Origin of the sequence: Zhongshania aliphaticivorans (assembly GCF_001586255.1) — a bacterium.
Lineage (GTDB): Bacteria > Pseudomonadota > Gammaproteobacteria > Pseudomonadales > Spongiibacteraceae > Spongiibacter > Spongiibacter aliphaticivorans.
The window spans coordinates 3,204,163-3,223,759 of record NZ_CP014544.1 but is presented as its reverse complement, the minus strand read 5'-3'; the positions used below and the strand labels follow the sequence as shown (position 1 = coordinate 3,223,759).

16 protein-coding genes are annotated in these 19,597 nt (G+C 50.3%); 13 read left to right on the top strand and 3 right to left on the bottom strand.

From position 1 onward, the window contains the following. Positions 1-8: 8 nt before the first annotated feature. Entirely contained in the window at positions 9-515 is a 507-nt protein-coding gene (locus tag AZF00_RS14235) for a GspH/FimT family pseudopilin (RefSeq protein WP_008251477.1), read from the bottom strand. Positions 516-684: 169 nt separating this feature from the next. Here AZF00_RS14235 and AZF00_RS14230 point away from each other — a divergent pair, with 169 nt between their 5' ends. From AZF00_RS14230 to AZF00_RS14175, 12 genes are all read left to right on the top strand, one after another. After that, positions 685-1,197: a GspH/FimT family pseudopilin gene (locus AZF00_RS14230; RefSeq protein WP_008251475.1), complete on the top strand. Its 513-nt coding sequence runs from the start codon at positions 685-687 to the stop codon at positions 1,195-1,197. Then, complete coding sequence (gene pilV / locus AZF00_RS14225) at positions 1,194-1,634, top strand: type IV pilus modification protein PilV (protein ID WP_008251473.1); 441 nt, start codon at positions 1,194-1,196, stop codon at positions 1,632-1,634. The genes AZF00_RS14230 and pilV (AZF00_RS14225) overlap by 4 nt, the downstream gene beginning before the upstream one ends. 2 nt (positions 1,635-1,636) lie before the next feature. Next, positions 1,637-2,677: a PilW family protein gene (locus AZF00_RS14220; protein ID WP_008251472.1), complete on the top strand. Its 1,041-nt coding sequence runs from the start codon at positions 1,637-1,639 to the stop codon at positions 2,675-2,677. After that, the gene (locus tag AZF00_RS14215) at positions 2,674-3,222 is read left to right on the top strand and encodes a pilus assembly PilX family protein (RefSeq protein WP_008251470.1); all 549 of its coding nucleotides are present in this window, start codon (positions 2,674-2,676) and stop codon (positions 3,220-3,222) included. Before AZF00_RS14220 ends, AZF00_RS14215 begins: the two co-directional genes overlap by 4 nt. A gap of 58 nt (positions 3,223-3,280) precedes the next feature. Then, positions 3,281-7,099 carry a pilus assembly protein gene (locus AZF00_RS14210; protein WP_008251468.1) on the top strand — a complete coding sequence of 1,273 codons (3,819 nt, stop codon included), beginning with the start codon at positions 3,281-3,283 and terminating at the stop codon, positions 7,097-7,099. An 11-nt stretch (positions 7,100-7,110) separates the two neighbouring features. After that, entirely contained in the window at positions 7,111-7,548 is a 438-nt protein-coding gene (locus AZF00_RS14205; protein WP_008251466.1) for a type IV pilin protein, read from the top strand. 158 nt (positions 7,549-7,706) lie between these two features. Then, positions 7,707-8,126 (top strand): type IV pilin protein, encoded by a 420-nt coding sequence (locus tag AZF00_RS19735; RefSeq protein WP_008251464.1) that lies wholly within the window; start codon positions 7,707-7,709, stop codon positions 8,124-8,126. Further along, positions 8,114-8,569 (top strand): GspH/FimT family pseudopilin, encoded by a 456-nt coding sequence (locus AZF00_RS14195; protein ID WP_008251462.1) that lies wholly within the window; start codon positions 8,114-8,116, stop codon positions 8,567-8,569. Before AZF00_RS19735 ends, AZF00_RS14195 begins: the two co-directional genes overlap by 13 nt. Then, positions 8,569-9,144, top strand: coding sequence for a type IV pilus modification protein PilV (pilV, locus tag AZF00_RS14190; protein WP_008251460.1), 576 nt, complete (start codon positions 8,569-8,571; stop codon positions 9,142-9,144). The genes AZF00_RS14195 and pilV (AZF00_RS14190) overlap by 1 nt, the downstream gene beginning before the upstream one ends. Then, positions 9,141-10,190, top strand: coding sequence for a PilW family protein (locus AZF00_RS14185; protein WP_008251458.1), 1,050 nt, complete (start codon positions 9,141-9,143; stop codon positions 10,188-10,190). The genes pilV (AZF00_RS14190) and AZF00_RS14185 overlap by 4 nt, the downstream gene beginning before the upstream one ends. Further along, the gene (locus AZF00_RS14180) at positions 10,183-10,746 is read left to right on the top strand and encodes a pilus assembly PilX family protein (RefSeq protein WP_008251456.1); all 564 of its coding nucleotides are present in this window, start codon (positions 10,183-10,185) and stop codon (positions 10,744-10,746) included. The genes AZF00_RS14185 and AZF00_RS14180 overlap by 8 nt, the downstream gene beginning before the upstream one ends. 40 nt (positions 10,747-10,786) lie before the next feature. Beyond that, entirely contained in the window at positions 10,787-14,686 is a 3,900-nt protein-coding gene (locus AZF00_RS14175; RefSeq protein WP_008251455.1) for a pilus assembly protein, read from the top strand. 52 nt (positions 14,687-14,738) lie between these two features. Here AZF00_RS14175 and AZF00_RS14170 read toward each other — a convergent pair whose 3' ends face one another. Both AZF00_RS14170 and AZF00_RS14165 read right to left on the bottom strand, forming a co-directional pair. Beyond that, positions 14,739-16,109 (bottom strand): sigma-54-dependent transcriptional regulator, encoded by a 1,371-nt coding sequence (locus tag AZF00_RS14170; protein ID WP_008251454.1) that lies wholly within the window; start codon positions 16,107-16,109, stop codon positions 14,739-14,741. A gap of 42 nt (positions 16,110-16,151) precedes the next feature. After that, on the bottom strand, positions 16,152-17,741 hold the full coding sequence (locus AZF00_RS14165) for a sensor histidine kinase (RefSeq protein ID WP_008251453.1): 1,590 nt from the start codon (positions 17,739-17,741) through the stop codon (positions 16,152-16,154). 217 nt (positions 17,742-17,958) lie between these two features. On the opposite strand from AZF00_RS14165, the gene AZF00_RS14160 reads away from it, so the two are divergent. Beyond that, entirely contained in the window at positions 17,959-19,587 is a 1,629-nt protein-coding gene (locus AZF00_RS14160) for an NAD+ synthase (RefSeq protein WP_008251452.1), read from the top strand. Positions 19,588-19,597 lie beyond the last annotated feature (10 nt).

Here is a 19,597-nt window from a genome sequence, read left to right as displayed (position 1 = left end):
ATGGCTACCTATGGGCAGCTGTTACTTGGGGATTTTTGCAGTCGCAGCCGCCCACCAATGCTGATAACCAGCTGATATTTGTCATTTAAACCAGACTTGCACAGACTTATGGTGCCAGCTTGGAACGCGCCACTGGCAGTGGCTGCGCGGCCATTGGGCAGGTAAGAAACGTAGTTAGCTACCCAGCGGTTGCCACTAATATAAATATTTTCGTGGTCTGTTGCGGTATACAGGCTAGTCTCAGTATTCTCTCGTTGACCGTTGTCGTTGCTGTCGACAAACAGTTCGACGCCGCTGCGCCAGTCACCATTTTGATTCCAAACACTGACCCGCTGCTGCTGTGAAATGGCCGTGGCGCGGGCGTTTGTCAATAAATGATAAAGATTGTAGGCGGCGCTCCGCAGCTGCTGCTGTTGAATAAAATGACTCATGGCCGGAACCGCAATTAGGCCTAAAATAGCACTGATTGCCAAGGTGCTAATCAGTTCGATCAGGGTGACCCCTCGGTTTTCCATTATGGACTCCTTTCCATACTGGCTTAAACTGCATGTTATTGGCGAGAAAGTATATTAGGAACTATATTTCACGGGATATTGTTCATTCTTGATCCTATTTGGAGTCAAGCCCGTAGCAAATAACTTTACGTAAGATTAAATGAAAGTCAAGGATATCAAGGGATCTGGGATGTTGCGTCGGAATGCATTGGTGGCAGGCTATACCCTTATCGAGCTAATGGTGACTGTTGCGGTGGTTGCTGTGCTCGCGACGGTGGCCATTCCCAATTTTAGCACCTTTATTAGTAACTCTCGCGAGCGAGCGGATGTCCAGTCGATGTTAAAGGCACTTGTGGCGGCGCGTTCTGAAGCGGTAGTTAGGGCACGCCCGGTTATTTTAACCGCTAACGGTGGTGACTGGGCTAAAGGTTGGCAAACCTGGGTTGACCTGAATGACAACGGCAGCTTTGACGCCGGTGAGGCGTTCAAGGAAACGCCGCCAATAAAAACCAGCGCCAAAATCACGGCTAAAATTGGGACTTCCACGGTGAACAGTGTGACCTTTGATAATCAAGGCTTTATCCAGGATTCAAAAGCGGTGGTATTAAGCTATCGCAGTGAGCCGGAAAAATGCAGTCATGATCGCGATATCAATATCACCGCGAGTGGTCAGGTCACGATTACGGATCGGGTTTGCCCATGAGTCGTTATACGCAGCGCGGCGTTTCCTTAATTGAGGTGTTAATTGCAGTGCTTATTACGGCAACAGGGGTGCTAGGGGCCTCTGCATTGCAATTAAATTCGGTCAAGTTTAATCAAGTGGCCAATATCCGGTCTGCCGCAGTATTCCTGTCTAACGACATAACAGATCGAATGCGAGCAAATAGAACGCTTGCGCTGGCAGGGCGCTATGACTTAGCCGTTGACGATGATGCGCCAGAGGGCGACACCATTGTCGACATAGACTTGCAAGAATGGTTGGCTGAGTTAGCTCTGCGTTTGCCGGAAGGTGATGGTGCAATAAGTCGCGATGGCAATGTCATTACAGTCACTGTGCAATGGGATGAAGGACGTTTGAGTAAATCACGATTAGCCGGTGGCGGTAATATTCAGAGCTTTGTATTTGTGACGGAGTTCTGAGCATGAGATTAAAGCGTGTTAAACAGCTCGGCTTCGGGTTAGTTGAATTAATGATTGCAGTGACATTGGGCATTTTGCTCAGCACGGCGGTTATACAGGTATTTTTGGCGACCAGTACCAGCTCTAAAATGCTGGATTCAATGGCGCAAATTCAAGAGAACGCACGGTTTGCTATGCGCTTCTTGTCCCGCGAAATTCGGATGGCAGGCTATATGGGCTGCAGCTCGATTGGCGCCGCAGGCTTCAATAACATTGCTCTTCCGACAAGTCTTGCTATTTTCTCGCCAGGTACGGCGCTTGTTGGCGTGGATAATGTGGGTGCGAGTGATGCTATGTCAGCGGTGGTAGGTACCGATAGAGTGACAATAAAGCGGGCCTCGGACGAATTCATTACGCTCACTGGCAATTTGTCGCCTGATAATGCGAACGTCAAAATTGAAGACAACTCCGTTGGGTTTGTTAAAGAAGATTTTGTCATGGTCACCGACTGCTTAAATGGCGATATGTTTCGGATTACGAATACGCCAAAAAAGAAAGGCGAGGGGCAAACAACCTTGGCTCATGCCAATGGCAGTAACTCAGATAATAAGCTGAGTAAAATTTACACGGGCGAAGCCGAAGTGTTTGGCTTCCAAGTAATAGACTTTTTTATTGCCGATACTGGCCGAAAAAGCTCGGCGGGCAACCCGATTAATGCGCTGTATTTCCAGCAATTAACGTTAACATCTGGTGGCGTGGCGACCGCCCCGATCGAGTTGGTGGAAGGTATCGAAAATATGCAGCTGAGTTATGGTGTAGACACCAATGCTGATCGCGCGGTCGATGTATATCAGACTGCAGCAGAGGTAGCCGATTGGGCAACGGTATTGAGCGTGCGCATTGAGCTAATTATGTATGGCTCGCAAGACAATGTGGTGGGTAGAACGGGCGCAGCTGATGCGCAGCAACTCAGCGATGCCTCTGGCGATTTGGTCGCCAATAACGATGGCCGTCTGCGTCAGGTATTTACCAATGTATTTACTATCAGGAATCGGTTGCAATGAATGGCCTAGCTCGACGTACTTGGCGACCATACCGCTCGCAGCGCGGCGCGGCCTTGATTGTGAGCTTGGTATTTATGCTGATTTTGACCATTATCAGCATCGCCTCTATGCAAACTGCAACCTTGCAGGAGCGTATGGCGGGTAATATGAAGGAAAATACCATTGCCTTTCAGTCTGCCGAAGCCGCTTTGCGCACTGCCGAAGGGGTGCTGCGCAGTGGCGTGCTGCCAGGTTTTGACGGTACAGACGGCTTTTATCAATCTTGTCCAGATCCCGCGGATACTCGCGAAGCCTGCAAATATCCAGCATGGTCAGATTATGATTCTAAGGGCTGGTTAAGCCTGCAAAATAAAATACCTGATGCCGCTAAGCAGCCGGAATATATTATTCAGCAATTGAACCGAGCCGGTAATAAAAATGATGTGCTGGATTCCGATCGCCCGGTTTCTCGCGATGGTTTTTATCGAATCATTGCCCGTGGTTATGGGTATAGTGATCGCAGTATGGTGGTTCTCGCTACCACGTATAAACGACAAGAATTGTAAGAGCCATTGTCGGCTTTACACAAGGATCACAGCGCGCAATATGCGTAGGGGAAAGCTCATGCAACAGCAAAATAAATATGCAGCAAGCGTAGGCAAAAAAATAGGCTTGCTTGCGGTCGTGTTTGTGATGGCTGCGGGCTTTTCGCTACCCGCGTCAGCGCAAGTGTCTTGCACCGTGACAGAAACCTCTATTGTTGATATTGGGAAGAATAATAGTAACGACAGTTATGTTTACTCGACGCTTTCCAGTATTGACCGAGTCGTAAGTTATGTTTTAAAAAGCGGTAATGCGAGTAGCTGCCCAAGTTCAGCGTTTCGTACTAGCGGCAATATATTGACAGTCTTGAATAGTAATAGTAATTCTTATACATGCATTGCGACGGTAACTGTTGAAGGTAAAAAGTTGGGGTGCACCGATCCCGTGTCAACAAGCTTAGAGGGTATTGCACAAGCGCCACTGTTTTTGACTCAATCTATACCGCCCAATGTAATGTATGTGTTAGATGACTCTGGGTCTATGCAGTTTGAATTAATGCCTGATGATATCATCGCCGGGAGTAGTCGCTATATATTTCCTCGTGCAAATGGTATTTACGGTGGCAGTGATTATTCAAATTATGTGCCTACCGTTGACGATAACGATCCTTATAATGCGCGCTCGCGTTCACCGCAAATTAATAGTCTTTATTACAATCCATCCTCCACCTATTACCCATGGATAAAATCGAATAATAGTAGCTACCCAAATGCAAATCCGGTGTGCGCACTGCATAATCCAATGCGCACGACGCTGTTACCAAATGCCGCGTTTTGTCGAAATTTGACGGTAGATAATAGCAACTACAATAGTAATTATTGGTTTAGTTGCAAGAGTGATGATAGCTGCACCAGTACCAATAGTATTAAAACATTTTGGCCGGCAACCTATTTTTGGTACAAGGGCAGCGGCAGTTATTGGAATTGGGCGAGTTACGAGCGGAAGCAAATTAGATCGGGTCAAACCTTCACTGGTCACGGCCGGGAAAAGCGTGACGACTGCGCGGCGGCCTCATTGGGGGTGTGTACTTACGCTGAGGAAATTCAAAACTTCGCTAACTGGTATACCTATTATCGTTCGCGAGTGTCAATGGCGAGAGCGGGCTCCGGCTTTGCCTTTGTTAGCCAAAGCAGCGGTTTACGAATTGGCTTTGGTAGTATAAATCAGTCCAGTACTAGCGTAGATGGCGTGAACTCTGAGGTTGTTGTTAAAGGCGTGCGGAAGTTTGCTGGCAGTGATCGAGATGCGTTTTATGACGCACTATATGGTCGAGATATTCCCAGTGCAGGTACGCCTTTGCGGCGTGCTATTGATGCTGTCGGCACTTACTATAAACGTACCGATAATAAAGGGCCTTGGGGTGCTACCCCCGGCACGAATGACACCAGTACGCAGTTGTCTTGTCGCCGCAATTACACGGTATTAATGACGGACGGTTATTGGTCTGGAAGTTCCGTGTCTGGCGCTGGCGGTAATAATAACGACGGTACAGATAACCCGACCCATACCGGGTCTGCGGGGCAAAGCTATCAGTACAAAGCGGTTTCGCCGTTTAAAGACAGTCGCAGCGACACCCTTGCTGATGTGGCAATGTATTACTGGAAAAATGATTTACGCAACGATATGCCCAACACGCTTGCGGAGACGAAAGATAATCCGGCCTTCTGGCAGCATATGGTTACCTTTGGTGTCGGCTTGGGTGTGGCCGGTACGATTGATCCTGCGACGGCATTTGCCGCAATAAAGAGTGGCGCCAATATCGATTGGCCAAATCCAACCAGTGCCGACGCCCATAAAATTGATGATTTATTACATGCTGGAGTGAACAGTCGCGGCGGATTCTTTAGCGCGGCAGAGCCTGCTAAATTTGCCAACGACTTGTCTGGTGTACTGGACACCATTACTAGCCAAAGTAAATCGTCGGCGTCGTCAATAGCCTCTAACTCAACACGCTTGGATTCGGGCACGTTGGTGTATCAGGCGAGTTTTAATAGTTTGGATTGGGCTGGTCGAATTGTCGCCTACAATTTAAATTCTGACGGCAGTTTGAAAGGGGTCGCCTGGGATTCCAATAACAACAGTATTGCCAGTGCCGCCACTCGTAATATTGTTGTTGGCTTGGGCGCGCCGGGTACTCTAGTGACGTCGGCTATTAGCTTTACGGGAAGTAATTATAATGCGCTTTCCTTAAGTTTACAGACGGCGTTGCTTGCCGGTGGCTCGCCAACGACCGCATTAGATCGGCTGTCGTGGCTGCGTGGGGACAAGAGCAAGGAAGGCATTACCTTGCGTCAGCGCTCCACTCCATTGGGCGATATCATTAATTCAGATCCCTATTTTGTCGACAATTTAGCGGACTATGGTTTTGGGGTTTTGAGCGGCACTGAAGGCAGTAGTTATAAAACCTTTTTGAATGCGAAGAAGTCTCGCACATCAATGATTTATGTTGGTGCTAACGATGGCATGCTCCACGGCTTTGACGCGCTGACGGGCAAAGAAAAATTCGCCTACTTGCCGGTGGCAAGCTTTCCGAAATTAGCGGCGCTGACCGACCCTGCTTATGTGCACAGCTACACAGTAGACGGTTCGCCGCGGGCAAGCGATGCCTATATTAACGGTCAGTGGCGAACCGTATTGATTGGGTCCATGGGTGCGGGTGGCAAGTCGGTGTTTGCCATTGATGTTACCGATCCGGCCTCGTTAACCAAGAGCAATTTCCTGTGGGAGAAAGCGACATCGTTGTTAGACACCGACAAGCTTGGTGTTGCCATGAGCGAGCCAGTAATTGCGCGTTTGGACGCTGAAAATAAATGGGTTGCCATTTTTGGTAATGGCTACGCCTCTGGTGACAATGTGAAATTATTTGTCGTAGATCTGGCGACAGGCGCCGTATTAAAGGCAATCGATACCGGTGTTAGTGGCGTCGGTAATGGGCTGGGGACACCGGTCCCCGTCGATGTTGATAGCGACCGCATAACTGACTATGTTTATGCAGGCGATTTAAAAGGTAATCTGTGGAAGTTTGATTTTACTGGTAATTCAATTGCAACATGGGATGTTGCGTTTAAAGACGGCAGTGTTCCTAAACCACTCTTTCAGGCCGTGGATAATAATGGCCTTGCGCAGCCAATTACGGTGCGACCCACGGTTGGATCTCACAAAGAAAGCGGTTACATGGTGTATTTTGGAACGGGTAAATACTTTGAATACGCCGATGCCGTCGTGGGCAGCAGTCCACAAATACAAGATTTTTACGGCATAAGAGATGTCGGCGCTAGAGTGCTTAATCGTGGCGATTTAGTTACCCAAACCGTGGTTTACGAAAATACCGGGACGCTTACTGACGGCAGCAGTAGTGCCTTCCCGGTGCGCTTGGTTAGCAATAATAGTGCAACTAGCACACCGGTATACGGTTGGCATTTGCGGCTATTGGCGCCATCTGGGGTCGCAAATGGTGAACGCGCGGTATCAAAGCCAATACTGCGAAATGGCCGTATTATTTTTACTAGCATTATTCCGAATAGCGATGCCTGTGGTTACGGTGGCCGGAGCTGGTTAATGGAACTAGATGCGAACAATGGTGGGCGCTTGAGCAGCCCAGCCTTAGATGTAAATGCCGATGGCAAGGTTGATGAGCTAGATCAAATCTTGTTTGAAGGTAAGTACTACCCCATCAGCGGCCGTGGCAGTGACGAAATGATAAAAACGCCGGGCATTATTGGCGCTGGCGACCTTGAATATAAATATACCTCTGGCAGCAGCGGGACAATCGGTGTGGTCACTGAGTCTGCCGGTGAAGGTGAGCTATTAGGTAGACAGTCATGGCGGCAGTTTCAATGAGGAGTATATGTGTGAAACGGAATTTGGGTTTTACTTTAGTAGAGTTGATGATCACTGTTGCGATAATTGGGATACTGGCTTCAATTGCCTATCCCAGTTATCAAGAGCAAATTGCTAAGTCGCGGCGTAACGAAGCAACTAATGCGCTCTTTAGCAGTGCCCAGGCCCTAGAGCGCTATTACTCGGCTAATGGCCGCTATACAACAGCCTCTGGGGGCACCGCGCTTCCCGCTGTTTTTGTTAGCAGGGTGCCCGACAGTGGCACGGCGTTTTACACTATAGCGGCAACGGCTGCCGCAAATAATACCTTTACCCTTAAGGCAACCCGCAGCGGCCCCATGGTGGGCGACGCCTGCGGTAACTTTACGTTAAATGAAACTGGGCAATTGGCCTTGCTCGATAAGCCATCTGGTTCTAGTAAAACGGTTGCCGATTGCTGGCGGCGCTAAGAGAGCGTCTACGTCAGCGCTATTTCACCTAACGATACAAATTAGCCTTGCTGCCTGCCGCTGGTCGTTGAAAAACGACCAGTTGTCGGAATCAGCCTGACATTGCGCTGGCGGCGGTTTAGCCTGTAAACGCCCAATTTACAGGATGCTTTTTTCTCATGAATGTTTCTGCCCGGCAACGCGGCTTCACTTTGATTGAGCTAATGATTACCGTCGCGATAATTGCGATCATTTCTATGATCGCTATGCCTTCGTATCGCGATTATGTTGAGCGCGCGAATCGTTCGGCGGCAACGAGTTATCTCCTTGAAGTAGCGAATTTGCAAGAGCGCCGCTTTCTAGATGCCCGCGCCTACGCTGCAGATATGACGGCGCTAGGCGCAAGCCCGCCAAGCGAAGTTGCTACCAATTACACCGTTACGACGGCGGGCGATAACACAACCGCGCCGCCGAGTTACACCATCACGGCGACACCTAAATCTAGCGGCACACAAAGCGGCGATAGCTGCGGCACGCTGACCTTAAATAGTCAGGGTGAGAAAGGTCACGCCAGCGGAGCAAGCCGATGCTGGAATTGAATTTAAAGCGCGGTTATACACTGCTTGAGCTAATGGTCACCTTGGCAATTGTTGCGATATTGGCATCGATCGCCGCGCCGTCCTTTAATGTTTTTATGGAGAATCAGCGGGTACGCAGCGCCAGCAACGATTTAATTGGTGCAATAAATTTAGCGCGTAGTGAAGCGGTAACCCGAAATACCGACGTAACGGTAGCGCAAGCGGCTGGTGGCTGGTCCAATGGCTGGACAGTTAGCGCCGGTACTGCGGTATTGCGGACGGTCGATGGTGTTGGCGGAATTACGGTGAGCAGTGGGGTAACAAGCGTTATTTATGGCAGCAACGGTCGCGCCAGTGTCGCCGCCGAATTTACCTTAGCACCCAGCTCGGGAACCGCGAGTCGCAGCAAATGTGTGTCGATTTCCTTAAGCGGTAAGCCCAGCAGTGAATCGGGGAGCTGTTAATGAATAGCGTAGCGGCAGGGCGTAAGGCGCGTGGTTTTACGCTTATCGAGGTGCTGGTGGCGCTGGTGGTGCTGTTGGTGGGGGTAATGGGCGCCGCGGGTTTAATGGTGCGTACCGTCCAGCAAGAGGTCGAGGCCTATCAGCGCTTACAGGCACTGAACTTACTGCAAGATATGACCGACCGCATGAACGCGAATCGCGGGGTGGTCGAGTGCTATTCCTACGGCAGCACGGGGGCCACGTTAGGCTACGGGGTGTCGACGTTTACCGCCTGCACCAGTGGCTCTGCGACAGAAAAAGCCATGGTCACCGCGGATCTTACGGCATGGAATAATGCCCTGAATGGAGTGTCTGAGCAGTCGGGCAGTAATAACAGTGGTGCAATGGTCGGCGCCAGAGGTTGCATTGTGCAAGTGAGTGCCGCCGAGCGTACCTACCGCATCACCGTCGCGTGGCAGGGCATGAATAAAACGGTGGCCCCGCCCGCCGATAATACCTGTGGCCTTAATGCTTTTGGTGATGAAAAGCAGCGGCGAATAGTGAGTTCTATTGTGCGTATAGGGTGGCTGTCATGATGGCGAAACGCGCCAGGCTACTGGCTAAACAGCAGGGTATGTCCTTAGTCGAAATCATGATTTCGCTTGGCTTAGGCGCCTTCATGTTGCTGGGCATTATTAGTCTTATGGCGTCTGTGAGTTCAACACGCTCAGCCTTAGCCAATACCTCAGATCAAATTGAAAATGGTCGTTATGCCCTTCAGTTATTGAGCGAGGATATCGCTTTGGCCGGGTTTTACGGCATGTATCATCCTGGGGTGGGCGTGGCAACGTATACGCTGCCAGACCCTTGCGCTAATGCCACAAATATATCGGATCTTGGCTTTGCGGCGTCGCCGTTACAGATGCCTGCGCCCCTGGTGGGCTACCCAGCAACGAGCACCTTGCCAAGCTGCTTCGCAACTGAAGCGGTGAGCGATTCCGAAGCCTTGGTTGTGCATCGTGTCGAGCCCACGCAAATTGATGTCAGCACGATTACCAGCACCAATATTCCTTATTTACAAATTGCAGATTGTGACGCGGGCTTGCCCTTTGTGTTGTCTACTGCCAAGAACGATTTAAGCTTACAAATTAAAGACTGCGATACCTTAGCGGTAGCCTGGCCCTATGTGGTCCGCAGTTATTTTATTAGTCCCTGTGAAGACTGTAGTGGCGGTGGTAACGGTGATGGAAAGCCGACGTTAAAAATGCACGAATTCAGCGGCGGCGTTCTGAGCACCAAGGCGTTGGTGGCTGGAGTAGAAGATATTCATTTTTCCTACGGTATGGACCTTGATTTAAACGGTAGTCCAGATTGTTACGTCAGCGACCCTCGCGTAGACACTGCGCCGACGGCGTGCGCAGGCACCTGGCAGGTGGACGATTGGAAGAATTGGGCAAATGTTGTTTCAGTAAGAGTGAGCATGCTGGTGCGGGGGGCAACCGCCAGTGGCGGCGATGCCGCTAAAACCTACGATATGGGACGAAGCAGCCGCAGCGGGCCCTTTAGTGATGGCTTTAAGCGCCAAGTCTACTCCTCGGTGATTAGTGTGCCCAATGTTGGGGGAGTGCGTGAAAGTGAATAACACAATCGCTAGCGATAAAGCCCAGCGAGGTGTCGTGCTGATCGTGGTGCTGATAATGCTCGGGGTATTCAGCGTGATCGTCGTGAGCATGATTGGTGGCAGTAATATCAATTTCAAAATTGCCGGTAATCAGCAATATCGCATGGAGGCAAAATTAGCTGCTCGCCACGCGCTGGAAACCTACGTCAGCAATCCAAATAATTTCGCACTACCTTTACCCGTTGGGCCAAGTGTTATTGATATCGATTTTAATGGTGACGGACTTGCCGATATGGCGGGCACAGTGCCGCCGCCAACCTGTTTACGGTCGGCACCGGTAATGCGCTCGGAATTGAATGAGCGCAATGTCAAAGATCGTGATTGCTTTAAGTCAGTGCAAGTGGTCGGCGGCAATATTTTTAGTGATACCACCGGCACCGCAGCAATAAATAAGTCAGGTTGCGTAAAAATGACCTGGGACACGCTTGCTAGAGTAAATGACTCGGTGACGGGTGCCGCATTAGAAATGCATCAGGGCGTCTATTTACGAGCGGGCGAGGGCACAACATGCCGTTAAGCGACAAGCCACATTCAGCGCGTTTTGGAGTTGATTTATCATGAATATAAAGCCGATAAAATGGTGTAAAAATACCCTGGCCGCACTCGGCTGCGCGCTAGCTTCGGCAACATTAATGGCTGAAGACATTGACTTGTTTGTCGGCAGCAGTGCCTCGGTAGATCCTGCTACAGTAATGTTGACCTGGCATACCAGCGCGAATGTTAGCGCAAACGCCGTACATGGCTGCCGGTATATCGGCGCAAATGGTCTAGCCACCACGGTTGAGCCTTCTTTAGGGGGCGATACGGTGGGGGGCATGGAGCAGTGTGCAATAGTTAATGCGCTGCAAACCGTGCGGAATTCGCCAGATCTGGTGGGCACGTTGAAAGTAGGTGTAATGACGTTCTCCGACAGCCCAGGCGGTTGTGGCAACTTACTCATTCCGCCAACACTGCTCACCACGACTGGTATCGACTCGATGATCTCTACCTTAAAGGGGCTTACTAAACAGACCCTGCCGGGGAATCAGAGTCAATTAGGTGATGCCGTTGCCGAAACCTGGGCTGCGCTCAACGGGCTTCCCACCTCTTGTTCTGGCACTGACTATAGCGCAATAAAAGAAACCTCAACGAACTGCAGTAATGCGGTGATGATTTATATCGGCAATGCAGTGGCGGCAAATGCTAGCGTAAAAGATGGCAATGGGAACCCCGGCACTAAATTGAAAGAACAGTTGACCTCGGCCTTTGGTTATAGCGCTGGGTCAAGTAAATACAATGAGTTTGCCACAATTCGAAATGGCAACGGCTTTAATTTAACGCCCGCTGACAGCTACTGGGGCGACGAGTGGACTCGTTTCATGCGTTATGTAGACGTCGATGACAGCACTCAGATCGACCGTAACGTTACCACTTATAGCATTGCGGTATACGGCGAAAGTTTTGTTAATCAAGTCGCCGACGAGATCGCTTTTTACCAAGACATGGCGAAAGTGGGGGGCGGTGAAGCCTACCTTGTAAAAAGCACCGAAAGTGATGCTTTAACCCGCGTTTTACTGGAAATTTTCAACGAAGTACAAGACGTGAACAGCGTTTTTTCGTCTGCGACATTGCCGGTGAGTGCGAATACGCAAGGTACTTACGAGAACCAGATTTATATTGCGATGTTCCGCCCCGACCCGTCGGGTGGGCCGCGTTGGATTGGCAATGTTAAACAGTTTCAGTTTGGGGTGGATGACGCTGGTTCTATTGTATTGACCGATGCCGATGACTCTACCACTGGCTCAAATTCCATTGTTAACTCTGAAACCGGCGGTCTCGTTGATGATGCATTAAGTTTTTGGACGACCAACACGCCAAGTAACTCAGCGAACTGGCCAGCCCTACCTGATGGCTTTTGGAAGAATAGCCCTGAAGGCGATGGCGGTGCGCGTGATGCGCCAGACGGCGACTTAGTACAGAAAGGCGGCGCAGCACAAATGTTGCGGGTAGATTATTTAACAAATAGCGGTGCGAGGCGGGTTTACACCAATAAATGCCCCACAGGGAGTTGCGGCGCGAATGGTTTGGTAAATTTCGATACCAGTAATTCTGCCTTAACAGCTTATTTTACAACTACGCTATCCGCGTCGAGTAGAGATAGTATTTCTTCAATTACCGCAGGTGCGCGAGGTACTGTAAATGGTAGTGTTTCATGTACTAAAGATAAGGGTGTGTCAAGTTGTGTATACAGCTTAACCAATATCGTAATGACCAGCGGTAGTGCCTTTGATTTCAATGCAAGCAACGATGCGGTTTTGCTCGATAGCGATATCCCAGGTGGCGCAAGCTGCAGCTCAAGCCCCTGTAGTCTTACTGCTAGCGGTGCCAATAGCTTTACCTTGGCGTTTTCGGGTAGTAATAAGATTGAAGGAAATTTTACGTTTACCGCCAAGCCCATTACCAAAGTAAGTAAGTTGATTAAGGTTAATCAGAGTGACCACGGCATATCATCAGGCACAACAAATGCTCAAAAAACCTTAGATAACTGCCAAATCACAGGGAATACAGCCGGAGTGTACAACAGTGCTGGTGTCACTGGTTCAGTGGTGTTGAGTGGTGGAACCTACGTTGACAGCGATAATTTCACAGGAAGGTTGGAGACGTGGGTATTTACGTCGGGAGCTTCAGTAACTTGTGGCACTAGTGGCGATACCTTAACGGCAGAAAATTTAATTAACTGGGTTCGTGGCGACGATATTGCTGGTAATGAGGCCATGACTGGCCCGTGCCCGCAGGGTTCCCGAGATTCCAATTGCCCCATTTCTATTCGCGGGTCTGTGCATGGCGACGTTCTGCACTCCAGACCTGCCGTTGTTAACTACGGTAGTGGTACTGGCGTGGTGGTTTACTACGGTGCTAATGATGGTCATTTCCGCGCAATTAACGGTAATCAAACGGCGGTAATGAGCAATGGTGCGGGTGTGTCAGTTCGTCCTGGCGGCGAGCTGTGGAGTTTTGTTGCTAAGGATTTTTTAGATCAATTTCCCCGTTTATTTCGTGACGATCCGGCAATCCGCTTTCCCGATACCCCGTCAGGCTCACCAGCGGAGCGACGTAAATATTTCTTTGATGGTACTACCACGTTTTTCCAAGACGATAGGGCCACAAGTGCAACCTCGGGTCATAAATATTTGTATTTGAGCTCTCGTCGTGGCGGCCGATTTATGTATGCCATGAATGTGACCGACCCCTTTGCCCCGTCGTTAATGTGGAAGCTCGATAACACGATTATTAATGAACTTGGCTATACATGGTCGCAGCCCAAGGTCACGAAAATAGGTGGTCGCGATCGTCCGGTATTGATTTTTGGTGCAGGTTACTCGCCAGAACAAGATGCCGATCCTGTCGTTGCAGCAGACACGATGGGGCGCGGAGTGGTTATTCTCGACGGTATCACCGGTAAGATTATCTGGGCGTCGCTGTATAGCTGTGCAGGTATTGGTAGCAGCCATTACGCGAGCTTGACTACCGAGGGCGTGGCGGGAACGTGTGTGGCTAATACGGGCCTTACTAGCGCCTTTGCGGCAGATATAACCTTTCTCGATCGGCGCGGTGACGGCTATACCGATCGGCTGTATGCGAGTGATGTCGGCGGCAATATTTGGCGCATTGATTTAGATAAATCTGATTCCTATACCGCTACCGGAAACAGTGTGCCTGTCTCGGAAATTGCGATTAGTAAATTTGCCGAATTAGGCACTGCGGGTAACGGCAAGCGCAAGTTCTTATATGGCGTGGATATCATTCCCACCCGTAATCACGATTTGGTAGTTGCCGTTAGCGGTGACCGTGAACACCCCTTGTACACCAGTTCAACAACCGTGGGTACGGCGCAGAACGTGCAAAACCGCTTTTATATGCTGATAGATCGCAATACTGGTTCGTCGGCGGGTAGTACCACTGCGATCTACAACAGTAATTTACTGAATCAAACCGATGTCAGTGCCAATTGCTTTGATTCAGTTAATGGCGGCTACGAGGCCTCAGGTACAGATAATGCGGCTGTTGCTTGTTCTAGTACAAATACTAAACGCTATGTCTTTGACGGCCGCGATACAAACTACAAAGGCTATTACTTTGATTTGGCGGTGGGTGAAAAAGGTGTTAACGCACCGCTGACCGAAGCGGGTACCGTGTATTTTGCGACAAATCAGCCAGATACCCGAACTGATTCTACTAGCTGCAAAAGTGGATTAGGTCGCGCCTTTGCTTACAAAGTTGATCTGTTCACTGGCAGCCGCACTCGTACGGAGTACAGTGGCGGCGGTTTGCCGCCTAGTCCGATCTCCGGTCTTGTTAATTTGAACGACGAAATCCGCTTCTTTATTATGGGTGGCGATGGCGATTCTATTTATAAACCCAGTAACGGTAAGGTGATAAGTAGCGGCCGCAAGCGCATGTATTATTTTTATAAGTAATGAGTTGCCGGAGCGGCAAGAAACTATATCTTGCCGCTCCTAATAGGAGGTTTTAGCCCTTCTCATCGAGCTGATATTTTTTAAGCTTGTAACGAAATTGCCGGAAGGTGAGCCCGAGGTTTTTGGCGGACTCGGTTTTATTCCAGCGATTGGCTTCCAGCGCGTCGGCAATGATCTCTTTTTCAATACCGGCAATATACTCTTCGAGTTGCCCGCTGGCGGCGGCAAAGTGGCTGCCTTTATCGGGCGCGGACGCATTGCTATGCGCTTGTGGGGCAATACTTGGCAGCGATAAGTCGCTGGCGGTAATGGTATTGTTTTCGCAAAGGGTAGCGGCGCGCTCGATAATATTTTCTAATTCGCGAACATTGCCAGGAAAGCCGTATACGCACAAACTCGCTAATGCCGACTTGTCTAGGGTTGGCGGTGTGACGCCCCACTCGCGGCCAATTTTTTCTAGCAGGAATTTGGCCAGCAGCGGAATGTCGCTGGCGCGATCCCGCAGGCTGGGTACTTGCACTTCAATAACATTAATACGATAAAACAAATCGCTGCGAAAGTGCTCGGCGGCTACTGCCTTGGCAAGGTCTCTATGAGTGGCGCTAAGGATGCGCACATCAACCGGGATTTCTTGGGTAGAACCAATGCGGCGCACGGCTTTTTCTTGGATGGCGCGTAATAATTTAACCTGCATATTTAGCGGTAGGTCAGCGACTTCGTCGAGGAATAGCGTGCCGCCGTTGGCTGCTTCAAACAAACCCTCTTTGTGATCGTAGGCGCCGGTAAAGCTGCCTTTGCTGTGGCCAAAAAACTCGCTCTCAACTAACTCGCTCGGAATGGCGCCGCAGTTTACCGGTACAAACGGCGCGTCACTGCGCGGCCCATTGGCGTGAATGAGGCGGGCGACTACCTCTTTACCACTACCAGATTCACCGCTGATGTAAACCGGCGCCTGACTTCGAGAAAGTTTTAAAATTTGCTCCCGCAGATTGACAATGCTTTGGGTTTCGCCGAGCAAGCGGGTATTGCTGCTGCCGTCGACTTGGGTTTCGCGGCGGTCTAATTTTAAAGCGGTTTTTACTAGGCTGCGCAACTGCTCAACCGAGACGGGCTTGTTAATAAAGTCGAAGGCACCCGCTTTTAAGGCTTCTACTGCCAGCTCGGTACTGCCGTAGGCGGTGAGTACCGCCACGGCAGTACACATTGCGTTTTGCTGAATGTGACGAACAATTTCCAGCCCCGAGCCGTCTGGGAGCTTAATGTCGGTTAAGCAGAGATTAATGTTTTCATTTTGGCTCAGGGCCTGAATGGCATCGCGAACATTGCCTACCGCAATCGTGTGTAAGCCCATACGACTGATCGTGATCTCGAGTAATTCTCGTATATCTGGTTCGTCGTCAATAATGAGTACGGACTGCTGCATATTCGTTCGCTCTTTCAAATTACTTTCTCAATAATACGGTAATTAGTCCGGCAGAGTGCCGCGATCAGGGTGGGAGAATTGTAAGCGAAAACAACTTTGCTGATCTGCGGTGCGCCGATAATAAATATGAATTTGGTTGGCCAAACACAGCTCCCGGCACAAATAGAGCCCTAAGCCATTGCCCTGGGCTTGGGTGGTGAAAAATGGCTCAAATATTTTATCTACATCTTCAGGCTTAATGCCGTCGCCATTGTCAATGATATCTAAAATAACGGCGCCAGAGCGGGCTAAAGTGCTGCAACGAAAAATTAACGCGGCGCGTCCATCTTTTGCCGCGCCGTGCCGAACTGCGTTGTCGGCAATGTTAGAAACGATCTGGTTGAGCTGGCTGCGGTCGACATTGACAATGTCTGTCTCACCGAGGACTTCGACAGTAATGCTGTACTGGGTGTGTTCGGTTGGCCGCCAATCAGTGTTAAATGTCTGCAGCCAGTTGCCTAGTGCGAAACGCTCCGGTTGCGGCGTTCGGCCCCTTGAGAGCTCAAGAATGTTTTTAATAATATCATTCATTCTCATGGCATGGTTTTGGATGATTTCGGCGAAACGGGTGTCGCTGTCGTCGAGGTTTGGGCTTTCGGCGAGCAGTTGCGCGGCATGACTGATGGCGCTGAGGGGGTTGCGGATTTCATGGGCGATACTGGCGGTGAAACGGCCCAGCGATGCCAGTTTCAGGTTTTGCGCCCGCTGGGTGATTTTGCTGATGTTCTCAATGTATAGCAGGCAATCACTGTGATTGTGGGCCTCTAAGTTAGTCATATTTACGTGTAGATCAAGTCGGCGGGGTCCCACACTGATAATTTGCGAATCATTAATTGCGTTCTTGGCCATTTCAATGAGTACGGCGGGGGCATATTGATCTTGATCGCCACTGGCTGGGCGAATATCTAATAATTCTTGAGCAGCGTCATTTATGAGCTTAATTTGCCCAGTGCGTGACATCACGATGATGCCAGTTTGCATGCGCTGCACAATTCGTTGGTTGATTGCCGAGAGCGTTTCGATGTCGGTGCGCCGCCGTTCTGCTAATTGCTGGGTTTTGACAATGCGCGCACTGAGGTAACGGATGGCAATGGCGGCAGAGAAATACGCCATGCCGGTAATGCCGGCGACAATAAACTGTTGGGTGCTAACTCGCTCATAGAGGGTGTGGGCCGCGACTTCACTAAGCGCTGAGATGGTTGCCAGTGCGGCAATCGCTAAACTGAGTTGGCTGGGTAAAGTGATACTGGCGGCGCTAATTGACACGATGAGCAGCAGTGGCAGCCCGGAATCAGTGCTACCTGAGCAATAGCTCATGAACATGATCGCGCCAATGTCGATAAAAAACTCAAAGAACAGCTGGGTGGGGGTGTAGTGGCCTTTGATTAAGTAGTGGCGCAATAATAAGCTTAGCGCAAAAATAGCGTAAGCCGAGGCGACTCCCGCAAATAGCTGGGGCGCACTGGTGCCCAAGGTCGACTTGGCGGGGCCAAACATTAAGGCCACGAATAAGGCGCTAGCCAGCGCAAAACGGTAGGCGCTGTATACGCGCATGATCGCGCGTTGTTGGATATGATCTTGGGCGATGGCCATATTATTCCTATGTTAGGGGGACTCTACACAAATGCTAATACCCCAGCGGAATGGGTGGGGCGTAGCGGCGCCCTAATTCCGGTCTCAGTTTATACGTCCATAGTGGGGGATGCACTCCCGCTTATTTGATAGAATATCGCATCCCAATTGAGTGTTGAGGTCGGTCTGCCTCGAAAAGACCGAATTTAGCCCCGTTTTTGTAGATGGAAACCGTTTAATGACTTCACTGCGTATTGTGCTTGCTCAGATCAACCCCGTTGTAGGGGACATCGAAGGCAACACCAAGAAAATTATTGCCACTATTGAAACGGCGGTTTCTCGTCACGACCCGCAGTTAATCTTGTTTCCCGAACTCGTTGTTACGGGCTACCCGCCGGAGGATTTACTGCTGCGCGAGAGCCTTGTTCATCGTATTGAGCGGGCGCTGCATAAAATTGCCAGCCAAGCCCCCCGTTGCTACGTTGTGGTGGGTTATCCACGGTCTTTGGACGGTAGCTTATACAATGCCGCCGGCGTGTTTTTTGGCGGTAAATTGGTTAATGAATACCATAAACAGTGCCTGCCAAACTATCGGGTTTTTGATGAAAAACGCTATTTTAAAGAGGGTAAGCACACCTTAGTGATGGATATCTTTGGGGTGCCCACCGCAATCAGCATTTGTGAAGACGTTTGGGAAGACGCCCCCACCGCGGGTGCCAAAGCCGAAGGCGCAAAATTAATGCTCAACTTGAGCGCCTCGCCATTCCATGCCGGCAAGCAAATTGAGCGCGAGGCGCTGCTGGCTCAGCGCGCGTGGCAGGGCGGCATGCCAGTGGTGTACTGTAATTTGGTGGGTGGTCAGGACGAGCTGGTCTTTGATGGCGCGTCTATGGTCGTCTCGGCCGAGGGCGAATTGATTGCCCGCAGCCCGGCTTATATTGAGTATATTAATTGCGTTACCGCCAACTGGGATGGTCGCCGCCTGCGCTTTGACGAGGGCGAGATTAGTGATCTGCGCCCTGTTCTGGAAGACATATACGAAACCTTGGTGCTGGGCGTCCGAGATTACGTCAACAAAAACGGTTTTAAGAGTGTGGTCTTAGGCCTGTCTGGGGGGATTGATTCGGCGGTTACCTTGGCTATTGCAGTAGATGCCTTAGGCGCAGATCGAGTAGAGGCGGTCATGATGCCGTTTCGCTATACCGCGTCAATGAGCATGGAAGATGCTCAGGCCCAGGCGGCAATTCTAAAAGTGCGCTACCAGGTGATCTCTATTGAGTCGGTCTACGATGCCTTTATGCTCGCCCTGAGCGATGAATTTGACGGCTTAAGTGCAGACAAAACCGAAGAAAATTTACAGGCGCGTTGTCGTGGTGTGCTGCTGATGGCGATCTCAAACAAAAAGGGTTCGCTGGTACTCACTACTGGTAATAAGAGCGAAGTCGCGGTGGGCTACTCCACCTTATATGGCGACATGGCGGGTGGCTTTGACGTACTTAAAGACGTGTCTAAAATCCGAGTGTTTGAGCTGGCTCGCTACCGCAATAGCCTCTCGCCAGCAATTCCGCAGCGCGTTATTGATCGGCCGCCGTCTGCAGAGCTGGCACCAGACCAGAAAGATGAAGACAGTCTGCCGCCCTACGAAATTCTCGATCAGGTCATTGAGCGTTATATTGAGCACGATGAGAGTGCTGAGACCATTATTGCCGCGGGTTTTGAGCGCGAAATGGTCTACCGTATTTTGCGCTTAATCGATATCAATGAGTACAAACGCCGTCAGGCACCAATAGGCACGCGTATTACCGAGCGTGGCTTTGGCCGCGACCGTCGCTACCCGATTACCCAGAAGTGGCCCATCGGCGATTAAGGCGCGCTCA